At 67.9% G+C, this 20,409-nt stretch carries 23 protein-coding genes and 1 pseudogene; 8 read left to right on the plus strand and 16 right to left on the minus strand.

All coding sequences use genetic code 11. The features are described from left to right. Positions 1-466: 466 nt before the first annotated feature. Positions 467-703 carry a hypothetical protein gene (locus tag ASL10_RS04745; protein WP_157485288.1) on the minus strand — a complete coding sequence of 79 codons (237 nt, stop codon included), beginning with the start codon at positions 701-703 and terminating at the stop codon, positions 467-469. Positions 704-714: 11 nt separating this feature from the next. After that, positions 715-1,011, minus strand: coding sequence for a hypothetical protein (locus tag ASL10_RS15945; RefSeq protein WP_157485290.1), 297 nt, complete (start codon positions 1,009-1,011; stop codon positions 715-717). 663 nt (positions 1,012-1,674) lie between these two features. On the opposite strand from ASL10_RS15945, the gene ASL10_RS04760 reads away from it, so the two are divergent. Then, the gene (locus tag ASL10_RS04760) at positions 1,675-2,433 is read left to right on the plus strand and encodes a hypothetical protein (protein WP_157485292.1); all 759 of its coding nucleotides are present in this window, start codon (positions 1,675-1,677) and stop codon (positions 2,431-2,433) included. Between the two features lie 978 nt (positions 2,434-3,411). On the opposite strand, the gene ASL10_RS04765 is transcribed toward ASL10_RS04760, so the two are convergent. Beyond that, positions 3,412-3,912, minus strand: a complete 501-nt coding sequence (locus ASL10_RS04765; RefSeq protein WP_056044931.1) for a GNAT family N-acetyltransferase — start codon at positions 3,910-3,912, stop codon at positions 3,412-3,414. An 875-nt stretch (positions 3,913-4,787) separates the two neighbouring features. Here ASL10_RS04765 and ASL10_RS04770 point away from each other — a divergent pair. Further along, positions 4,788-5,090, plus strand: coding sequence for a hypothetical protein (locus tag ASL10_RS04770; protein ID WP_056044933.1), 303 nt, complete (start codon positions 4,788-4,790; stop codon positions 5,088-5,090). Positions 5,091-5,648: 558 nt separating this feature from the next. Here ASL10_RS04770 and ASL10_RS04780 read toward each other — a convergent pair. The 7 genes from ASL10_RS04780 to ASL10_RS15950 form a co-directional block, all read right to left on the minus strand. Continuing rightward, entirely contained in the window at positions 5,649-5,837 is a 189-nt protein-coding gene (locus ASL10_RS04780) for a hypothetical protein (RefSeq protein ID WP_056044937.1), read from the minus strand. An 88-nt stretch (positions 5,838-5,925) separates the two neighbouring features. Continuing rightward, complete coding sequence (locus ASL10_RS04785; RefSeq protein WP_157485296.1) at positions 5,926-6,183, minus strand: hypothetical protein; 258 nt, start codon at positions 6,181-6,183, stop codon at positions 5,926-5,928. 152 nt (positions 6,184-6,335) lie between these two features. After that, entirely contained in the window at positions 6,336-6,734 is a 399-nt protein-coding gene (locus ASL10_RS04790; protein ID WP_056044940.1) for a hypothetical protein, read from the minus strand. Positions 6,735-7,158: 424 nt separating this feature from the next. After that, a complete protein-coding gene (locus tag ASL10_RS16645; protein ID WP_369794398.1) occupies positions 7,159-7,935 on the minus strand; it encodes a phosphoribosyltransferase family protein in 777 nt (258 codons plus the stop codon). A gap of 137 nt (positions 7,936-8,072) precedes the next feature. Then, complete coding sequence (locus ASL10_RS04800) at positions 8,073-8,762, minus strand: hypothetical protein (protein WP_157485298.1); 690 nt, start codon at positions 8,760-8,762, stop codon at positions 8,073-8,075. A 450-nt stretch (positions 8,763-9,212) separates the two neighbouring features. Continuing rightward, the gene (locus tag ASL10_RS15535) at positions 9,213-9,866 is read right to left on the minus strand and encodes a DUF2625 family protein (RefSeq protein WP_162234597.1); all 654 of its coding nucleotides are present in this window, start codon (positions 9,864-9,866) and stop codon (positions 9,213-9,215) included. Positions 9,867-9,943: 77 nt separating this feature from the next. After that, complete coding sequence (locus ASL10_RS15950; protein ID WP_157485300.1) at positions 9,944-10,747, minus strand: hypothetical protein; 804 nt, start codon at positions 10,745-10,747, stop codon at positions 9,944-9,946. Between the two features lie 96 nt (positions 10,748-10,843). Here ASL10_RS15950 and ASL10_RS04815 point away from each other — a divergent pair, with 96 nt between their 5' ends. The 5 genes and pseudogenes from ASL10_RS04815 (at position 10,844) to ASL10_RS04835 (ending at position 13,342) form a co-directional block, all read left to right on the plus strand. Next, positions 10,844-11,062 (plus strand): hypothetical protein, encoded by a 219-nt coding sequence (locus ASL10_RS04815; protein ID WP_056044946.1) that lies wholly within the window; start codon positions 10,844-10,846, stop codon positions 11,060-11,062. Between the two features lie 200 nt (positions 11,063-11,262). Continuing rightward, complete coding sequence (locus tag ASL10_RS04820; protein WP_056044948.1) at positions 11,263-11,760, plus strand: helix-turn-helix transcriptional regulator; 498 nt, start codon at positions 11,263-11,265, stop codon at positions 11,758-11,760. Positions 11,761-11,792: 32 nt separating this feature from the next. Then, a pseudogene (locus ASL10_RS04825) lies at positions 11,793-12,203 on the plus strand (GNAT family N-acetyltransferase); the annotation flags it as partial. 140 nt (positions 12,204-12,343) lie between these two features. Next, complete coding sequence (locus ASL10_RS04830; protein WP_056044950.1) at positions 12,344-12,868, plus strand: DUF427 domain-containing protein; 525 nt, start codon at positions 12,344-12,346, stop codon at positions 12,866-12,868. Positions 12,869-12,901: 33 nt separating this feature from the next. Then, complete coding sequence (locus tag ASL10_RS04835) at positions 12,902-13,342, plus strand: hypothetical protein (protein WP_056044953.1); 441 nt, start codon at positions 12,902-12,904, stop codon at positions 13,340-13,342. 90 nt (positions 13,343-13,432) lie between these two features. Here the strand turns inward: ASL10_RS04835 and ASL10_RS04840 are convergent, their stop codons facing one another. Further along, positions 13,433-14,023 (minus strand): hypothetical protein, encoded by a 591-nt coding sequence (locus ASL10_RS04840; RefSeq protein WP_056044955.1) that lies wholly within the window; start codon positions 14,021-14,023, stop codon positions 13,433-13,435. A gap of 287 nt (positions 14,024-14,310) precedes the next feature. Between ASL10_RS04840 and ASL10_RS04845 the strand changes: the two genes are divergently transcribed. Further along, the gene (locus ASL10_RS04845; RefSeq protein WP_056044958.1) at positions 14,311-15,909 is read left to right on the plus strand and encodes an MFS transporter; all 1,599 of its coding nucleotides are present in this window, start codon (positions 14,311-14,313) and stop codon (positions 15,907-15,909) included. Here ASL10_RS04845 and ASL10_RS04850 read toward each other — a convergent pair. The 5 genes from ASL10_RS04850 to ASL10_RS04870 form a co-directional block, all read right to left on the minus strand. Further along, positions 15,906-16,448, minus strand: a complete 543-nt coding sequence (locus ASL10_RS04850) for a hypothetical protein (RefSeq protein ID WP_082460203.1) — start codon at positions 16,446-16,448, stop codon at positions 15,906-15,908. The genes ASL10_RS04845 and ASL10_RS04850 overlap by 4 nt on opposite strands. Before the next feature lie 20 nt (positions 16,449-16,468). Continuing rightward, the gene (locus ASL10_RS04855) at positions 16,469-16,948 is read right to left on the minus strand and encodes a heme-degrading domain-containing protein (protein ID WP_056044960.1); all 480 of its coding nucleotides are present in this window, start codon (positions 16,946-16,948) and stop codon (positions 16,469-16,471) included. A gap of 124 nt (positions 16,949-17,072) precedes the next feature. After that, entirely contained in the window at positions 17,073-18,296 is a 1,224-nt protein-coding gene (locus ASL10_RS04860) for a glycosyltransferase (RefSeq protein ID WP_056044962.1), read from the minus strand. Positions 18,297-18,343: 47 nt separating this feature from the next. Beyond that, complete coding sequence (locus tag ASL10_RS04865; RefSeq protein ID WP_056044964.1) at positions 18,344-19,225, minus strand: patatin-like phospholipase family protein; 882 nt, start codon at positions 19,223-19,225, stop codon at positions 18,344-18,346. 104 nt (positions 19,226-19,329) lie between these two features. After that, positions 19,330-20,379 (minus strand): MBL fold metallo-hydrolase, encoded by a 1,050-nt coding sequence (locus tag ASL10_RS04870; protein WP_082460204.1) that lies wholly within the window; start codon positions 20,377-20,379, stop codon positions 19,330-19,332. Positions 20,380-20,409: the final 30 nt, after the last annotated feature.

Here is a 20,409-nt window from a genome sequence, read left to right on the forward strand (position 1 = left end):
TCAGTGTTGTTGGCGTTGGGCCGCCTCCCGTGCCGGAAACTGCAGCAACGGAGTCGGAGTCGTCGAGACCAATGTCACTCGCAATGAGCAGTTGTGAGGCAAATCGCTCTTCGAAGGTGTCCCTACTGCACGCGCTCAGTCCGAAGGTGCTTGCCACGAGGGCAAGCAGGGCAACGATAAGTCGAACGCGTCGAGACATGACTCCCCTTGGCTTGTGGCCTAGTTGGCAATCATGCACCACNTCGTGTCGCCAGCCATGGACATCAATGGCTCGACCGAGTACAGCGACTCCGGTGGCAAGACCGATCAGAAGACAGGCCCAAGCGACTCGCCCCAAGAATTAATCGACATACGAAAATTGTCGGTCAAGCAGGTTTATGGATGAGCATGTTTCTGCTTGCTCCATGAACGATCGTTTCTGACTGCCTGATAGGGGATCGACCATCGGGCGATCCCTGTAGTGGCGTCAGTCGACCGGCACAAGTCCTCGGTCGTCCTCGTGGTTGAAGCCCTTCTCGTACAGGTCGACGTCCACTTCGACGATGTCGATGCGGAACTGGTCGAGGAACCGGCGGAAGCCGGGATCGAGGCGGAGGCTCCTGATTGCGCGTCGTGCCTCATTCTCGGAGGTGAAGTAGCCGATCTGTTTGAGGTTGACCAATGGCCACTCGGTGTTCTGCCCTCGGGGGCGGAGGTGTGTCACGGAGTAGACCTTCATCCCTCTCGGCCCTCAGCGTCATAAGAGAAGAAGCCTCCACGCCATGCGACGTCGTCGAGGCCGTACCGGTACACCGTGAGCTCCTCCTGGGCGTCCACCGGCCCGAGGCGGCCGTCAAAGCCGAGCTGGAGCCGGGCCCTCTCGCGGGCCTCGTTCGCTCGTTCTTCTGTCGAGTAGACACCGAACACGCGAGGGAATTCGACCTCTTCATAGCTAGAGACGGTCGCCGTGTAGAGATGTTCTACTGTCCAGACAGACCGGCGTCCCGTGGCCGGTGCGCTGTGGTTGGTCATTCGACCAGGCTAGGACGTCGCCGGAGATGCCCGATAGCCGCTCGGTTGACGGTCGGCGGGCAGGTCTTTAGTTCTCGTTTACGACGAGGATGACGAATCCGACGCCGAAGACTAGCCAAGAAGTGACGATCCACGGGAAGACAATGGCTTTGCGTCCCTCGAAGGGTCTTCCGCCCGTCTTGCGGTGCTGAACCTGTTCGTAGATGACAGCCGACCCGAATCCGGCGAAGCCAATTGCAACTAGGACGAAAACCACAGGCGTCATAGCAGAACGCTAATGCCCTTTAGGGGATCGGTCAGCGGTCGAGGCCGCCCCAGGCATCATTGAGGTGTGAGAGCGAGGACAGCTACCTACAAGACGACTCTCGCTGGTGTCTTGGCTGTTCTCAGCGATGTAGATCCGTACGGTCTCGAGCCTGGTTCGCCCGAAGGCGCTCCGTTGGATGAGTACGAGATGGAGGCGGTTGATCTGGTTCGCATGCTTCTCATGGCCGGCGTCGTCACTGCCCAGGATGTCGAAGCGGTCTGGATGCACTGGTTCTCGGAGTCGCTCGTCCTTCGACTAGGACCGCCCCGAATGGCGCACCTGGTCGATCGCTAAAACGCACTCGTGAACGGCGCCCGATAGGGAACCGGCTACTGACTCGGCATGAGCCTGAATTGATGGCCGGCTGGGTCTTGATGCCGCAGGATGATCGCATGGCACCGGTCCCCGATGACGTCACCAAGCGGTTCGACGTCTTCGCCACTCGCGCCCGTGAAGAGTTCGGTAGCGCCGTCCGGTCAAAATCCCTCGGGTCAGGCAGTTCGACACCGCCGATGCTTCACGTGGGCCCGTTCTCGGTCGTCGCGGCTGACGGGCTGGTGATCGACATCGCCCCGACCTCAAGAGTGCCAGCCCGGCGGTGGGAGCTCGGTTGGGACGAGGCTGACTTTGCGGAGGCCTGGTTCCTGCTTGCGGACCATCTTTTGACCGAACGCCTCGAGCCTGGCAGTCTCGACGGGTTCGTTGCTCGGGTCATCGCGACTGTCGGGGAGGCTGGTGACGTCAAAGTCTCGACCGTTCAGGCCGAGTTCGACCGTGTCCTGACCGTGACCCCGCGCCGGCACGGGGCCCTGCCTTTCGAGGTCCTGGTGATCAAGGACGACTCGGTCGTCGTCAGCGGTAAGGACTTCGGCTGGTGGGATCTGGGCGGTGACGGCGATGACGGTCTGGTCGAGGCGCTCCGCGTTGTGACGCAGTTCGTGGTCAGAGGTGGGACCGTTCGCAGCACGTGGCGTACGTGTGACCTACTGGACGTTGGCGGCGCTGTCGTCGGCGGCTCGTACCGGGACGGGGTGCATCGGCTGCGTCCCCGTCAGCTGCACTTTCTCCCTTACGTGCTTGGCCCCGCTGCTAAGACCGTGCACCCGTCTCACTAGACGATCGTTGACTGCGAAGCATTCCGCTGGGATGCTTCTCGGAACCGACGGAGGTCGTCATGTTAGAGGAACGCGGGTGGTTTTCCGAGGCTGACGCGAGAGCGCTAAGGCCCGCCGACTCGGTGAACGACGTCGATCATCGTGGCGATCCTCCCCAGTCCGAGCACCGGCCTGAACCCGTCCGCCTCCGTCCACTCGATCGCCTGTTGCGCGGCTTTCCTTGGCATGACCGGATTCACCGACTGCGCCATTAGCTACTAACCCGCGTCCGCCCGTTAGCCGATCGATCAGCAGACCGGTAGGACTCGCTACCGGGGCGCTTTGCCGAGATTGATCCAAATGACCGTGCCACCGCCGATTAGGCAGATCGTCGCGATTAGAGGGGGCAACCACGAGACGAAGCCCGTGGCGGCGGCGAAAATCGTAAAGGCGAGGAACAAGATGGCAACGGGTCCAAGAATCCAAGCGAGCATGCGTCTGTACCTGTTCACGGTCGACCCCCAAAAGGTTCCTTCGTCGCTCAGGACGACATCCGTCAGTGACCGCGGTCGCGCGCCGGAAACGACCGTGGTGCCCGATAGACGATCCCCCTACCGCTGGCCTCGGCTAAGCCATTACTCAGGGGTCTGTGCGTGACTCCTTCGAGCTATCCAGGTGTGAACATCGCCGCAACTACGGCTTGTTGGCAAGGAAGCCCCGTAGTCCAATCACGAACAGAACGCACGAAGGCCCAATGAGCAATAGGCCGACCAACCAGACCGGTAAACCTCGAAACGTGATGTCCGACCAATCGGGGTTGAAGATGAGCCAGGCCGCGCCAAAAGCCCCGAGCCCCAGACCGAAGACCATCGTCCCGATATTTTGCTTCTCGGTTCGCGGTTCTGATGGCTTTCCCTGCGGCATAGGCCGATCCAACCATGAGGCGTGGGAGCGGTGTCCCGTTAGGCGATCCGTGCCTGGAATGCTTGCGAGGTCGGGTCAGGTTCGTCGTTCCATGCAGATCAGGTCAGGACGCGGGTCCCATGAGGCAACGGCTTGAAAGCCGCGTCGGGAGTAGAGCCTGATCGCGTCATCGCGCCACCTCCACACTGTCAGCCGGAGCGGGCGCTGCTCGTCACGTGTCAGCGCTGCGTTGAGGAGTGCGGATCCTGCGCCAGTTCCGCGAGCAGCTGGATCGACCCACACTCTCTTCAGTTCGTCCGCGTCCTGGTCGCCAAGGACCACAGCGACGCCGACTAGGTGGCCCTGCAACTCAGCCACGTACACGTCGGCAGAGGCATACGCGGAGCAAGGCTCGTCGACCTCATGGCGGTACTTCTCAGGCAATGGCGTCGGACCGTGGGCGCCGTCTAGGTGCTCGGCCTTTTCCCGCTCGGTCTGGATGAGGTAGTCGGCGACGAGCTTTCCTACCTGCGCTGCGTCACTTCCGGTGGGATCCGCACGACGGACGGTCGGCACGAGTTGCTCGGGGGTGGACATGCCACCATCATTTCGTGCCGCGCGGAACAAACGTGCACTGCCCGATAGACGATCGATCATGGCGACATAGCTGGCACGATGCCGACGCTGCCAGTCGCGCGGCCGATACGTTGAGGCCATGAAGCCCACGTCGCCCGGGAGGATCTATCTTCCTTGCGGCTTGGGGGTCCTAATCGGCGTCGTCTTGCTTTTCTGGCTTGAGGGACCTTTCATGGTCCTTGCATCAGGGCCCATAGGTTGCTCGTTGGGAATTGCGCTTCGCAATTGGTGGACGGGGCACGGCTGGAATCCCGGCATCACTGTCGTCGAGGACAAGCCCAAGGAAAATGCGCCGCTGGACGATGACCACCATCGAGGGCCGTGAACGAACCCTGCCCTTCGATTGCTTCGCGCAGCACGTCTGACTCTGTGTCACTAGAGGATCGGTTTCTGGGTGGATGGGGACGGAGACTCTGGCTGGCAGTCGAGCGGTACGCCCTTGCTGTTTGTCTGTCCAACACGGCAGCGTCTACCCCCTGCCGCTTGTTGCCCTGTGTCTGCGAACGAGGCGGGCAGTGAGAAAGATTAGGAAGGTGGCCACCGGGAGGAAAGCAAGAGTGGGCATCGACAGCTGGAGCCCGAGTGCAATCAGCAGGAAAGCGACACCGACGATCACTGCCAGCAGGATGTCTTTCATCGTAGGAGTCATCGATCTACCTTTCAGGATGCGGTGTGGACGGTCAAGGCGGGCCTGCGGCTGCTTTTCACCGGTGCACAAGTCCTCTGCCCGGTAGGCGATCCCTCAGCGGTGCCATGGATCAGGGGCTGCACTTTGACGACGAGGGCGGACGCGACTGTCCCGATGATTGCGAAAGCGGCAGCATTAGCGTGACCCCATGACCGAGACGAAGCGTGCGATTCCTTGGCTGACTGTCGCCTTCATCTCTCTCTCGTTTCTGGCTTTTCTACTGGTGCCCGTGTCCGGTCTCAACGGTGTCAGTTTCTTTCGCGGCCAGTCGGACGGCACGGTCTTTCTCTTCGCTGTCGTAGTTTTCAGCTTTGCGGGCTTCTTAAGCGCGTTGTTAAGCAAGTCGCTCGGCTCGGGCGCTCGTTCTATCTGGGCCGCCATTGCAGCTTGCAGTGGTGTGGCCGAAATCGTGCTGAGCTCCGTGATCATCACCTTGATATACGGCCCGTAGTGACGAGAGCCGTCTATCCCTCGCCCGTGATGGGCTGCCCGTGAGGGGATCGGCCATCGAGATCAGTGTCGGATTGACTTCTCGAGACACCCGGCGCCCTGTAGCTGCGGGTGAGCGGCTAGCCTCCACCGGTGATCGGTGACCGACCGCTTACTGACTCGAAGTGAGAGTCGGTCCAATGCCTGGTCGATGATGATCTATGGTTCCCACGTCACCCCTAGGAATCGCGCGTCCGGAAACGAGCCCGGTTAGGCTCTGGCTCACGAACGAGGAGGATGTGTGTCAAAGGCGCCGCAGGCAACGCCGTATGAGGAAGCAATCATCGCCATCTGCTTGGGCCTTTTCTTCATCGGCATCGGCCTCTTCATGAGGTTCACGAGTCACGACCTCGGTGAGCCGATGGGCCGGGTAGGACTCCCGGGCTGGGCTCTTGTCGGACTGCTGTGGATCAGCGGCGCCGGTGCAGTCGGGGTGGGCGTTATCCGGCTCCTCAAAGGTGCTCGTCCCTGAATTAGATGCCCGATTGGGGGATCGACCATCGGCTTGGGCGCTTGCGAGTCAGCTCAGCGCGGCGCCGACGCCAGCTACGAGAATTCCGGTCCCCAATCCGATCATGATCGTCATGGTGAGGAAGGAGCGGCTCCCTACTTGGACCCTTCCCCGTTTCCTGAGCTTCGAGGCGTAGGCGAAACCCGCCACGACGACGAGAGCGCCGATGATGGTGATGACGAGCGGAACAGTCTCCATGATTTGAACCGTAGTGCAGGGCTGTCAACGGCTTGGCCGCGCGTTCGCGTTCGCCGCCCGATAGGGGATCGGCCACCGGCCGCGTTGCTTAGTTGGATACCTCTGGTGGGGTTGGATCTTCGTAGGCCTCGTAAGGGAGGGCTCGCAGGTAAAAAGTGACCTTGAGGAGCATGGCGCCGGAGATGGCGCCTGCCCCTACGCCGAGCCAGAAGATCCACATGCCCGTGACCAACGCAGCGAAGACGAGCAATCCGGTGCAGAGGCCGGCCGCGGTCGCACCCAGGTATGTGATCTCACGAGGTATGAACCCCCAAATCTTTCGATCTTCGAGAATCGTCAGGCTCATGGTCGTCTCCTTCTGGGGCGTTCTTAGATGCAACCCTCTCTCAGCCAACCGAATTTGCATCCCGTCTGACCTTTTCGTCACACCGGTCGGTGCCCGATAGACGGTCGGCTACCGGGAGGCCGACGGGCTGCCGCGGCGCAAGCCGCAGCGGCCTACGTGAAAAGCGCCAGGGGAAGCGACACCACGAAACACACGGGCGGTACGATCGCGATGCCACCACAGACGCCGGCCCATCGGCCAGTGCGGCCGCCTAGCGCGCCGGCGATGAGCGCGAGCACAATCGAGGCGACCAGCAGGAATGGCACGGCGAACCAGACCATTGAGGTCCACTCTGCGGCGGAGAACCAGAGCCACGAACCCTCGGCGCAGGCCGTGACGAAGCAGACGATGAGGGTCAGCGGGGCGAGCAATCGAGCCCGACCGGTCGGCTCGGACTCGGCGTCGCGGCCGCCTTCCGACCAGGCAGACGAGTCAGCGAGGGAGTGACGGTGGGGGAGCGCTGCCACCTCCGCCTCAGCACGGCGGAGCAATTCGCGGTCGGCGTCGTTCATGCCCTGACCCTAGCGCCGGCGTGGCCACCGGCCGCGTTAGCACCCTCGAATTTGCCTCGCATCCTCGATGACTCGACTCCAGAGCGTGTCCGATAGGGGATCGGTCAGCGGTCGGCATCGGGTTTCTTTTTGCGCCAGACCTGCCGGCGCAAGATGAAGCCGGACACGATGTTCGTGGCGCCGGCGACGCGCCTTTCGGTACGTCGTCTACCTGGAATAGGTGTCTGTAGCATCGGACGACCTCAGTTGGATAGGTCATCAGTTGCTTCGGCATGGGCTCTACGTTGAGGGAGTTGGCTCCGCCCATGATGGCGGAGCCAACGCCGTTTGGCGGCATGCCGGGATTGGCTGTCGACGTTGTGCGCCCGAACCTTGAGGTCATTTGCCCGACAGGGGATCGTTTTACGGGCCGGACGAGGCCGGGCTAGAGGTCCCGAACCGATAGCAGTGAACGAAGCGTGAGGGATCGACGAAGAGATGTCCTTTCGAGGCCGTCTACGACAATCGCTGCCCCGACCCACGACGCGCCGCTCATCTTGACCAGGCGGTGGCAGGCTTGGGCCTGTGCCCCCGTCGCGATCCAGTCGTCGACGAAGAGCACCCTGTCGCCGGCTTTCAGAAGGGCCCGGCGCACTCCGAGGTGGAGGTTCCGATCTTGGTAGTCGGGGCCCGTGACGGTCTCCCACCAGGCGTCGCTGTCCGCTGCTCTTTCAGGATTCTTTCGCACCTCGGCGAAGCCGGTGTGAAGGTGCTGTGCAGTGAGGACCCCGAGCAGACTGCCTCTTGATTCGGTCCCCATGACGACGGTCGGTGAAGCGTCAGGGAAGAGCTGTGCCAGACCTGGCCCCAGTTCGTTGAGCGTGTCGGCATCGCGCCACCACCGCGTGACATCGGCCCGAGAAACAGAGTCTGTTCGATCACCTCGCCACAAGAAAGCGTGCTTGAGTCGCTCAATGACAGGGGGTTCGGCATGCACACAACGATCATGCCAGTGAGCTGTGGCGACCTCGCTCGAGCCGTCCCGAGAGATGATCGGTGGCTGTAACGAGAGTCGACTTTGAGAACGAGGCAGCAACACCATGCCGACGAAAAACGTTGCGATCACCGCCAGGGCAGACAGGGCTAGGACGATCCTGCTGTCTTGAACGAACTTCTTGTCTGGCGTTTGGCCGGCTGCTCGGGACCTGCGAACTTGAACCATTCGAACAATGGACCACACGAAAAAGCCCAACGACACGATGGCAACACTGCCCAGCACCTGCTGAGAATGGCAGGCGCAGAGATGAGCAGCCGCAGAATGCCCGTCGGGTAATCCGATAGGGGATCGCTCTGTGGGTCTTAGGTCGCGGGTCGGTTGATGGTGTCGCCGTCCCAGGAGAGGTCGGAGTCCTGGTCGACGGGGTAGGCCTCGAAACGGCCCTCGGTGAGGACCGCATCGACGAGCGCTTTTGAGCCGGCGACGATCGTGGAGTCCCAGTCGATCTCGGTGGCGAGCACCCAGGCGTGGTCCTCGGGCCAGAGCAGCTGCAGCGGCTCATCGGAGCGGTGACCTATTGCCCGGCCCCAGCCGGGTTCGGCGAGCTCTGCCGTGCTCGTCTGGGCGAGGACGTAGTCGTAGCGGTCGATGAACGCTGTCGCACCGGCCCTGAGGCCGTGGCCCGAGCCGCCTGCCCAGTACGCGGCAACGGCGTCGTCGGGCGTGGTGGTCGCGGCGCCGAGCAGCGGCGCAAGGGCGGCGAGGATCTGAGGGTCGAGGAACCCGACGTCACTTGTCCCACCGCGAGGTTCGTCGTGGCCGAGCAGTCGTTCCCATTGCACGAGCGGGTGCATGACCTTGCCGGCGGCGGACGCGACGTCAGCCCAGCGGCGGCGTTCCCAGGCGCCATTCCCGGTTGGTCGGGGGTGGAGGATGCGCGCGTAGGCCTCGAAGTCGTATCCGGCGACCCCACCGACCCGTGCCCAGCTGTGCTCCCGTTGCATTCGGCGCCCCAGCCACGCGGCCCGCTCAACGTCGTCGATGATCTCCATGGTCGCGACCATGCCATGTCGAGGGAGCCACGCCAAGGAACAAAGCCGGCTACCCGTATCGTGGCGGAGTCTCAAAAGGGGATCGCCTGCCGGGCTATGCGCCGATGAGGTGAGCTAGAAGCAGATGGAACGAGGACGGACACGCGAGGTCACGCGAGGTAGGAGGGCAAGATGAGTGCCATGGCACCCGCAGGCCTCCTCCTTGCGATCGGGCTCGTATGCGTTGTAATCGCCGTTGGGATGAACGTGGTCACGGCCGCTCATGTCAGTGGTGGCAAGGCGATGTCGAAAGAGCGTCGCATCCGCTCTGCTGTGCTCACGGTCTCTATCGCTGTTGTGGGGCTGGTTTGCATGGTCGCTTGGTTCGTGCAGTCTTAGTTGCTTTGCCGGGCAAGCACGGGGCCGTCGTGTGCCCGATGGATGATCGGTTTCCGGCACGGTGGGGACGATTCAGGGCCACGTCGCTTGGACGCCGCGATCGGTTCCGAACTGAGTGGCGATGTCGTTGTGCACGGCGAGCAACTCCGCCATGGGCACGGCCCGCTTGCTGGCGCTGCTGACGTCCTTTCCCTCTGCCGTGAACGGATAAGGGTAGAGAGACAAGCCTTGCCTCGGCTGCAGTGTGGCGATGTCGGCCTGCCACCCCGGCCACCGGAGGGACTCGTAGAAGCTCGTGGTCGCACCAGCGAGCATCCTGGTCACAAAGGCCGCGTGGCCCAACTCGAGGTCCTCCCAACTCAATGAGTCGACCGAGAAGTGGTGGACGGAGCCGTTGCCTGTGCCGAGGGCACCCCCGTCCAGGGCGAAGACGCCGCCCAATACGTCGATCGCAATCACCAGCAGCCCCGTGGTGGCGGCACTGGCCTGGTCGAGACCAGGCAGGCCATCGGCGCTGGAACTACCTCCGAGGAGGCGCAGCCACCCGTCGTCCACGATGACGCCAGAAGTGTTGCGAGCGAACGCGCCGAGAAAAGAGCCTGTGCCAAGTCCCAGTGTCGCCGCGGTGGCTGAGGCGTCGTGTGGTGGGCACACCATCACATTCAGGGGCGAGGTGGCGATGAGTCTCGACAACTCGGACCACGCGTCACCTCGAGTATCGACCATGCCTCGATTGTGGTCCACCGTCGGGTCTTCTCGCCGTCGGGGCGGGAGCTTCTGCCCGCACAAGGGTGACCTACCGGTCACGTCGGCGTCGTGTCCTCTCCGACATGGCCCTCTTGCTCGTTCCCGTCTTCGTCGTCGAAGTCGACGACACCCAAGCCTTGACGCATCTCGCGCGTTGTCGCGCTTCGGCTCCATGAGTATGCGCCCGGCCAGTCGCTGGGAGGAAGCCAGGGTGCAAGCCAATCGGCGAGGGTCGCAGCGTCGTCTGGGTCGCACAAGACGACGTCGACGCCGCCGTCGTAAGCACTGATCGCCCAGCTCAGGTCCTCGGCCAAGAGGATGAGGTCGTCGTCTTGTTCGTGGACGAGCATGACCAAGGCGTCGAGGAGGCGATCCTCGACTGGGCCTGTCGTGAACGAGTGCGTCGGCAGCGGCCACTCCTTCCCGTCCTCGTCTTCCCCGTCCTCATCCCGGTCGGAGTCTTGCCAGTCCACGTCGGTCCCGAAATCCATGGGCGGGTCGGTGACCCATGATTCGAGGTGGGGAAGAACTGACAGCGCCCGATCGCGCAAGGGCCCGGGCCGAGGGTCGTCGGCAAACACGATCACCATGGCGGGCAGATCCGTCAGTTGCTCGACAGCGCGGACGATTCGTCGGAAGCGACGGCGGACCGCCCGGGCATCACGACGGTGACGAATCTGTTGCCTGCCCTCTGTCAGCGTGTGGAAGCGCACCCATGCCTCCGGCCGCGCTTCTCGGGGTGCCCACCGCCAGGGCAGCACGCCCTGCCATTGGACATTCCACCGGTCGAGGAGGGCCTGCGCTCGAGGGGACCCGCCGGGTGTCAGCGTGAGCGGTGGCGTCGAGTCGGTGTCGGTCACGGGGCGATCCTTCCATGGGGCGGCACGCGGTCGGCGAGGTGGCTGCCGGTAAGTGGCCCGCGCACAGGAGTTGGTCGTCTGGGCCATCCTCATCACATGCAGTTCTCGTGGTGGACCTGGTCGGGGCTCGTGATCGTCGCCCTCGGGGGACTCGGGCTGATCGGACGCGCCTGTGTGATGGCCGTTCGCCGAGACGGCATCGCGGGGGCCAGGGCGGAACGCGGTCCGAGCGCTCCGTGGTTCTGGTCCGGAATCGGGTTGCTCGTAGTGACCGGTGTCGTACTGGCCCTCTGGGTCCTTGCGCTCGACAGCTGACTGGCTCACGTGCAGCTCTGACCGGGCGGCCAGCCGTCCGGATGGACGGTCGTTCATCGGACCCCATCTGAGACCGAGGTCTGCTGCGGTGGAGGTGATGATCGGGACTGGGGCCCCGAGGTGTTCTGTCGTGAGGGTGTCGGCTGTTTGTCGGGTCCGTGTCGTGGACCTCGGGGCTGGTCGTTCTTAGTGTGAGGTGCATGAACGAGACACGGATCGTCGATCTCCGGACCCAGATGGGTTGGACCCAGGAACGCCTCGCAGACGCGAGCGGCGTGACCGTCCGCACCGTCCAGAGGCTCGAGGCGGGCAATGACGGGAGCCTCGACACGCTGTCGCGGGTGGCGAAGGCCTTCGGCGTACCAGTCCGTGACCTCTTCGTCACCGTCACCGAGGACGACTACGGCCGCTCGGTCACCGCTCTCGACGAGCGGACGACTCGCCAGCAGGATCGGCGAGGCCGGGTCGAGGAGGGCTTCCGAGCCCTGTACTACGGCGTGGGCGTGCTCTTCACGATCACCGTGGTCGTCGCAGTCGCCACCGACGTCGCGCCGAACGTCGTGATCTTCTCGATTCCCGCCTACTGGATCGCCGGGTGGTTGCTGTCGATGTTCTTGTTCCTCGTCGTCCTCAGCCCCCGCCTGGACCGCGCCTATCCCCTCTCCCGTGCCGCCACGGATGAGGCGACGAGCGGGTAGCCACCGCGTGTCGATGGGAACTCGAAGCGCGTTACCGCCGTCAGTCGACGGGTCAGTCCGAAGAGGGACGTGCCGGGTGGCTGAACTGGATCATCCGATCTGCTGGCGGTGGGCCGGCCGTCGGATTCGTCCAGGCGACGCTCACCCGCGAGGGCGCTGACCTCGTCGCTGATCTCGCGTGGCTGGTCACGGCCTCGGAACAGGGTCGCGGTCTCGCCGGGGAGGCGGCGACAGTCGTCGTGACGTGGCTGACCTCGCTGGGTGTCGGGCGCCTTCAGGCCTACGTCCACCCCGACCACGAGGCGTCAGCTCGGGTGGCCCGTCGGCTCGGGCTCGTACCCACGTCGACGGTCGTCGACGACGAGATCCTCTGGGAAGCCGTCGTCGCTCCCATGGCACAGCGGCACGAGGGCGGCCGTCAGTCGATCGTCCAGCGGGGGTAGGTGCGGATCGGCCGTCGGGGATCAGCCTCGTGGTGGAGTCGGGGCTCGTCCGGCCATCGCGATCGGTCGCCCGACGGCAGGTCCGTGCGCTCTCGGGCGACCCGGTGCGGCGTCCCAGCCCCGCGGCGCATCATGAGGCCATGCCCGCCTTCCGCCGCCCCTCCCGTCCGTCCCACCCCGTCCGCGTCGAGCCCGGTCCCGGGCAGGAGTCCGTGTGGGACTACCCCCGCCCGCCGCGCGTCGAGCCCCGCACCGAGCGCGTCGTCGTCCGTCTCGGCGGAGTCGTGGTGGCCGACACGACGGCCGCGATCCGCGTGCTCGAGACGAGCCACCCGCCCGTCTACTACCTGCCCCGCTCGGACTTCGCCGCAGGAGCCCTGTCGCGCGCCGAGGGACGCAGCCTCTGCGAGTTCAAGGGCCAGGCCGGCTACCTCGACGTGACCGGCGGGGGAGTCGTCGCGCGCCGCGCCGGCTGGTCCTACGCCGAGCCCTGGCCCGGCTACGAGTCCCTCGTCCACCACGTCGCGCTGTACCCGGGCGCCATGGACTCCTGCGAGATCGACGGCGAGGTGGTCCAGGCGCAGGAGGGCGACTTCTACGGCGGCTGGATCACCGCGAACCTGGTCGGTCCGTTCAAGGGCGCACCGGGCACGATGGGCTGGTAGGGACGAGGGCCCCGACAGGAGGAGACTGGACGGATGTCCAGACGACCCCGCCCCCGCCCCACGTCCCTCGCCCGCACCCTGGGCCGCATCGCCCTCGGTGGCGCCCTGGTCTTCGCCGGCACGAGCCACCTCACGTTCGCCCGCGAGCCGTTCCAGGCCCAGGTACCGGAGTGGCTGCCGCTCGACGACGACTTCGTCGTGCTCGCCTCCGGCGTCGTCGAGATCGGCATCGGCGCGGCCCTCGTCGTCGCCCCCAAGCACCGCGTGACCGTCGGCTGGGTCGCCGCGGCGTTCTTCACCGCGATCTTCCCCGGCAACATCTCGCAGCTCGTCACGCACACCGACGCGTTCGGCCTCGACACCGACGGCAGGCGCGCCTTCCGCCTGGTCTTCCAGCCGCTGCTCGTCCTGCTGTCGCTCTGGTCGACGGGCGCCTGGCGCGACCGTAGCAGCATCGGCCGCCGCGCCAAGTAGTCACGGTCGGCCCCGACGGGCCCCGACCGGCTCCGACGGGCCCCGACGGGCCCCGACCGGCCGACCGGCCCCGACCCGAGGAGGCGCGGCTCAGCTCGACAGCGCCGCCACGACCACCTCGGCGTCGGGGAACCACTTCGTGTAGTGGTCGGGGTCGGCGTTGACCTGGACGGCGTGCGCCGCCTGGGTCGGGGTGAGGTCCTTCCAGCCCGGGATGGCCACGAGCTTCGTGAAGAAGCTGGTCGCCGCCGTGTAGGGGTCCATCCGCTGCTCGTAGGTGCCCCACTGGCCGTTGTCCCGTTGCTGGAAGAGCCCTCGGCTGTCGGGCCCGACGGCGTCGCCGTAGTCGATGTTGCGGAGGCTCGACTCACCCATGGCGGTCATCACCCCGATGGCCTGGGTGTGTTCCCCGATGCCCTGCGCCCGGGCGGCCAGCATGATGTACGCGGCGTTCACCAGCCGGTCCTGGCAGTACCCCGCGACCGGCCCGGCCGGCACCTCGATGTCGCCGACCATCACCGGGTCGACCTCGGGGCAGGCCGGCACGGGCGTCGACGTGATCGCCGTGACGTCCTCGTCTCGGGGCGCCGTGAGCGCCGAGACGACCATCGCGACGGCGACGACGAAGGCGACGAGCCCCACGCCGAACACGACGGAGACGGCGATCAGCACGCGGCGCACGGCGGGCCTCCTGAGGGTCGGGTGGGGTGGCGATCAGCGGGCGGCGACCGGCACGGAAGTCGTCGTCGAGGATAGGCGATCCGCTCGGCAGTTCGTCCCGCGTCGGCTGGGCGGTGGGTGTGCCTCCCTCCGAATGCCCTGGCAATCCGCCGCCGACATGCCGGTAGCGTTGCCCGCCGTCGACCCGACCACTCGGGCCGCGGCAGCCGGGCACCGCCCCTCCGCAGCTCGATCGCCGCGGCGCCCGTCCCTGCGACCGGCGCCCGAGATCCAGAGGAACGTCGTTCATGGGAACCCCACCCACCCCTGCCCGCGAGACCCGTCCCGACCGCCCGACCCGCGCCTCCGGACGGAGGCGCCCGCGGCGTCTGCGCGTCGACGACGTCACCGTCGTCGACCCGGCGATGATGAAGCGCGCCATCGGCGGCACCGTCGTCGGCAACACCATGGAGTGGTACGACGTCGGCGTCTACGGCTACCTCGCCGTCACGATGGGCCGGGTCTTCCTGCCCGAGGCCGACCCGTCGCTGCAGATCCTCTTCAGCCTCGGCGTCTTCGCCTCGACCTACGTCGCGCGTCCGCTCGGCGGGGTCGTCTTCGGCCGCCTCGGCGACCGGGTCGGACGTCAGAAGGTGCTCGCGACCACGCTCATCCTGATGGCGGGCGCGACCTTCCTGATCGGCGTGCTGCCCGACTTCGCCGCGATCGGCGCCCTCGCCCCGATCGCCCTCGTCGTGCTCAAGCTGCTGCAGGGCTTCTCGACCGGTGGTGAGTACGCCGGGGCGACGACGTTCGTCAGCGAGTACGCACCCGACAAACGGCGCGGGTTCTTCGCGAGCATCCTCGACCTCGGCAGCTACCTGGGCTTCGCGCTCGGCGCCGCGGTCGTGTCGGTGCTGCAGCTGCTGACCACCGAGCAGCAGATGCTCGACTGGGCCTGGCGGCTGCCCTTCCTGCTGGCCGGCGTGCTCGGCGTCGTCGCCATCTACTTCCGCCTGAAGATCGAGGAATCGCCCGCGTTCCAGGCGACACAGGACGCTCAAGAGAACAAGGTCGGCGAGATCGCCGACGCGCAGGGCCGTCCGCGCAACACCCTCGCCCTCGTCCGGCAGCACTGGCGTCCGATCGTCATCGCGATCGGCCTCGTCGCCGCCTCCAACACCGTCGGCTACGCGCTGACCAGCTACATGCCGACCTACCTGACCGACTCGCTCGGCTACGACCCGCTGCACGGCACGCTGCTGACCATCCCGGTGCTCGTGCTGCTCGCCCTGCTGCTGCCCGTCGCCGGGCGCCTCAGCGACCGCATCGGTCGACGTCCCGTCATGTGGCTCGGTGCCGCATCGGTGCTGCTGCTCGCCCTGCCCGCGTTCCTCCTGATCGGCGTCGGCAGCATCGCGACGACCCTCGCCGGGCTGTCGCTGCTCGCCGTGAGCGTCGCGCTCTGGGTGTCGAGCCAGGCGTCGTCGCTGCCCGCGCTCTTCCCGACCGCGAGCCGCTACGGCGCGATGGGCGTGTCGTACAACGTCGCGATCGCCGTGTTCGGCGGGACGACGCCCCTGATCATCCAGGCGCTGCTGCAGGCGACCGGCAACGAGCTCGTGCCGGCGTTCTTCCTGATGGCGACCTCGCTGGTCGGAGCCGTCGCGGTGTGGTTCATGAAGGAGTCGTCGCAGCGCCCGCTGCCCGGCTCGATGCCGAGCGTGGCCACCGAGGCCGAGGCGCACGAGCTCGTCGAGACGCAGGACGCCAACCCGAACATCGACCTCGGCGACCTGCCCTTCCTCGACGCAGAGCCCGCCCAGATCGTCGACCCCACCGAGCCTGACGAGCCCGCGACGACGACCGCGTCCGTTGCGTCGCCCTCGCGGGGGACCGCGCGCTAGAGCAGTTCGGCCCGATCGGCGAGGTACGCGGCGAGATCGCGGACCTCGCCGGTCGCCGTGCCCCACCGCACGAGGGCGTGCCCGTCGCGGACGAGGAGGCGCTGCTCGCCGCCCTGCAACGCCGCGGTCGACAGGTCCACCGGCTCGTACCCGTAGTTGACGACCTCGCCCTCGGCGAAGTGGCCGCGCACGGCCGCCCGCCGTTCGGCCTTGCGCTGCTCGACCTGGGCGGACAGGTGCTGGGAACGGGTCGGCGTGACCGCCCGGGTGATGCGTCCGGTCTCGAAGACGCGGCCGTCGGTGCCGAGCAGCAGCACGCCGAGTCGCCAGGCGCGCCCGGCGGGCTCGAGCGACTCGGCGGTCTTCACCACGACGATGCGCCGGGCGGGCTTGTGGCGGGCGAGGGCCTCGGTGCGCGCCCCGCGCGCGGCCAGGTCGTCGGTCGCCTGCTCGACGAGGGCACGGAGCGAGGCGGCCGCCTCGTCGTCGGACGGGGACTCGGGGGCCGGCACCGCGCCTCCTGCGGTCGGGTCGTCCACGTGATGCTCGGGCGGTGGGCTCAGGCGTCGTAGCCGTGGTCGAGGAAGTCCTCGATCACGTCGACGACGAACGCGTGGTCGTCGGCCTGCGGCAGGCCGGAGACGCCGGCCGAGCCGACGACGCCGACGCCCGTGACCCGCACGGGGAACAGCCCGCCGTGCGCCGCGTAGAGGCCGGTGTCGAGGCGCGACTTCTCGTCGAACGTGCCGCCCTGCACCCGGAACGACTCGCCCACCCGGTACGAACCCTGCCCGTAGCGCTCGACCACGCGGGCCTTGCGGTCGAGCCACTCGTCGTTGTCGAGGCTGCTTCCGGGCAGGGCCGCGTGGAACGCCCGCTGCCGACCGTGCCGCACGGTGACCGCGACGGCGAGGTCGCGGCGTCGGGCCTCGGCCAGGAGGTGCGCGCCCAGGTCGAGGGCGACGTCGAGGGTGAACCGCCGGAAGACGAGGCGCTCTTCTTGTTCGATGAGGGTCTGGAGCAGGGTGTCGTCGGTCATCGGTGGCCTCCTGGGGTGGTCGGGCGAGCTGGTGGGTCGGCACGGGCGCGCGGCGGCGCGCCGTCGCGGGACGACCCGAGCCTAGGCCCGGCCCCCGTCAACGGGCTGGTGGCGCCGGGAGGGGTCAGGCCGAGGCCGCGGCGCAGGGCGACCCCTGGCGGGCGAGCGACCCGCAGTAGACGCCCACGAGGTCGTCGGCCGAACGCGACCACGGGTGGTCGAGGGCGTGGGACCGGGAGGCGCGCGAGAGCCGGTCGCGCAGCCCGGCGTCCGCGAGCACCTGCGTCATCGCCCGGGCCCAGGCCTGCGGGTCGCGCTGCGGCAGCACGATGCCCGTGACGCCGTCGACCACCGATTCGCGGAGGCCGCCCGACGCCGCGGCGATCACCGGGACCCCGCTGGCCGCGGCCTCGAGAGCGATGAGCCCGTAGGTCTCGGAGTGGGAGGGCACGAGCACGAGGGCTGCGTCGCGCAGCAGTGCGGCGAGGCCGGGCCGTGACCGCGGGCCCAGGAAGTGCACGGTGAGGTCGAGGTCGTCGCTCAGGGCGCTCAACTCGGACTCGTACCCGGCGAACTCGGTCGAGGCGCCTCCGGCGATGACGAGGTCGGGGCGCACCTCGGCGGGGACCGCCGCCACCGCGCGCAGGGCGAGGTCGGGTGCCTTGAGCGGTTCGAGTCGCCCCGCCACGACGACGTACGGGCGGCCCGGGGCGGTCCGGCCCGCCTCGGCCGGGTGGAAGAGCTCGCCGTCGACGCCCGGCAGCACGACGTGGACGCGGTCGGGCGAGCCGCCGAGACGGGAGGTGACGGTCCCGGCCTCGGCGTGGCTGATCGCGACGACGGCGTCGGACTCGCGGGCGAGCCGTTCTTCGCCGGCGATCCTGCCGGGGGACTCGGCGCGTTCGCCGTGTGAGAGGGGGGTGGAGTCGTGGGCGGCGATCGAGTGGAAGCTCTGCAGGTGGGGCACGCCGAGGGCACGGGCCACGGGAAGCGCGGCCATGCCCGAGAACCAGTGGTGCGAGTGGACGACGTCCCACGGGCCGAGCTCGGCGAGCCGGTCGCGGAACTCGTCGACGTAGAGCTCGTTGCGCCCCTTCGTGACCGGTTCGGCCGGGCCGGCGTCGAGGAACCGCAGCGTGACGCCGGGGGCGAGGACCAGGCTCGCCGGCTCGTCGGGCGAGGACCGGCGGGTCAGGATCTCGACCTCGTGGCCCGCGGCGCCGAGCGCCTCGGCCTGGTTGCGGACGACGACGTTCATGCCGCCGACGTCGCCCGACCCGGGCTCGGCACCGGGAGACGTGTGCAACGACACGAGGGCGATGCGGAGCGGGGAGGAGGCGGTGGTCACTTCCCGAGGGTACCGGCCCACCGCCCCCGCGGTCTGCGCGTCGCCGGTCAGGCGACCCCGCCCGCCCAGAAGGCTCGGACGTCGTCGAGCACGGCCTCGGCCTGTCGGCGGCCGGCCTCCGCCGCGGGGCGGCGGGTGGTCGTCGCGAGGACGTCGGTGCCGAACGCCTGCAGGGACTCGGCGTCCGCCTGGACGACCAGGACGTCCCGGCCGGCGGTGCGGCGCGCCTCGACGACCTGCGGCAGCGTGGGCCCGAGCGGCGAGACGTCGAGCTCGGGTCCGCACGACAGCACGAGCACCCGGTCGTAGTCGTCGGCGAGGTCGGCGTTGGTGCCCGAGCGCACGCCGCCGTCCATGGTCGGGCGGCCGTCGACGTCGACGGTGGGCCAGACGACGGGCACCGAGCAGCTCGCGGCCACGGCCCGGTACAGGTCGACGCCCGAGCCCGCGTCCAGCGGACGGAACGAGCCGTCGGTGGCGTCCACGGTGCAGACGGTCAGGGCGGCGTCGGGCCAGGCCACGCCTCCGAAGCGCTCCCGCATGGCCGTGACGAGTTCGGGTTCGTCCGCGACCACGGGCGTCTCGCGCGCCAGGGCGCCGATGCGGGCCCGCGCCTCCTGCTGGTCGGTCGCCCCGGCGAGGGCCTGCCCGAGGGTCTGCTGGAACACCTCGGGGTCGATCGAGCCCGACGGAAGCTCGGTCACGGCCTCGAATTGCTCCCGCAGGCCCTCGTCCACGCGGCCGAGCCGCACCATCGTCCCGACGACCGATCCGGCCGAGGTGCCGACGACGAGGTCGGCCTCGTCCACGGGCACGCCCGCCTCGAGCAACCTCGACAGCACGCCGAGCTCCCAGGCGATGCCGGTGATGCCGCCACCGCCCAGGACGAGGGCGGTGCGGGTGGGGGTCGTGGTCGTGGTCGTGCTCATGTCTCTCCTCGGTCGTGGTGGCGGTCCGGGCAGGAGGCGCGGTGCGTCCCCCGGGGCCGCGCTCGACACTAGGCCGGTCACCTCGCCACGTCCTCGGGCGGGTGTCAGGCGGCGCGCAGCTCGTCGGCGCGGCCGAGGTCCTGCACGTGCCACTCGGTCTGTGCGAGGGCCGAGCCGAGCCGGTAGCCGTGCAACGAGGCGATGCCGCCGCTCCACGACATCCGCTCGGCGACCTGCCACACCGTCGGCCGGTCGAGCGCGTCCAGGGCGGCGGCCGCGTCACGGCTGCGGTCGGCGCGGTGCGCGATCAGGGCCTCGGCCCGTGCGCGGAGGCCGACGAAGCGGTACTCGTGGCCGGGGCACACCTCGAGGGCGTCGGGGCCGGCGACGTCGAGCGCCACCATGCGGTCGAGCGAGGCGAGGTAGTCGGTCAGCGGGTTCTCTCCCGTGCGCCCGCCGAGGCCGATGCCGGGGTTGATCCGCGGCAGCACGTGGTCGCCCGTGAAGACGAGTCGCTGCTCGGGCTCGACGAAGCAGAGGTGGCCCGCCGTGTGGCCCGGGGTGTGCACCGCCCGCAGCAGCCGTCCCGCGACGGGCAGCACGTCGCCGTCGCCGAGCAGCAGGTCGGCGGTGAGCACGGGCAGGTGGCGACCCGACCCCCACGACGCGACCAGCGCCTCCTGGTCGTCCCGGGGCGCGCCCCACCGGGCGATGTCGGTGTCGGCGGCCGCGGCGTCGGACGGCCGTTCGCCCAGCGCGCGCTGCTCGGCGGCGTGCAGGGCGATCCGGGCGCCGGAGGCCCGACGCAGCGCCTCGGCTCCGCCCAGGTGGTCGGCGTGCAGGTGGGTCACGGCGATCAGGTCGACGTCGGCCAGCGAGTGGTCGACGTCGGCGAGGGCGCTCTCGAGGCGGTCGAGGTTGGCCTCGACTCCCCACCCGGGGTCGATGACCGTCAGGGCGCCGTCGGAGCCCTCGACGACGTAGCCCAGCGAGTGGTCGTCGACGCCGTCGCCGAACTCGAACGCGACCGACCAGACGCCGTGCCGGACCTCCTCCACGGGCGGCAGCGCGCCGTGACGGACGGCGTCGGCCTGCACGGGGCTGAGCGGGACGGGAGGGGCAGGAGGCGCGGGTCGGCTGGTGGCGTCGGTCACCCCGCGAGCCTAGCCAGCGCCGCCCGCGCC

It is taken from the genome of Frigoribacterium sp. Leaf8, assembly GCF_001421165.1.
Lineage (GTDB): Bacteria > Actinomycetota > Actinomycetes > Actinomycetales > Microbacteriaceae > Frigoribacterium.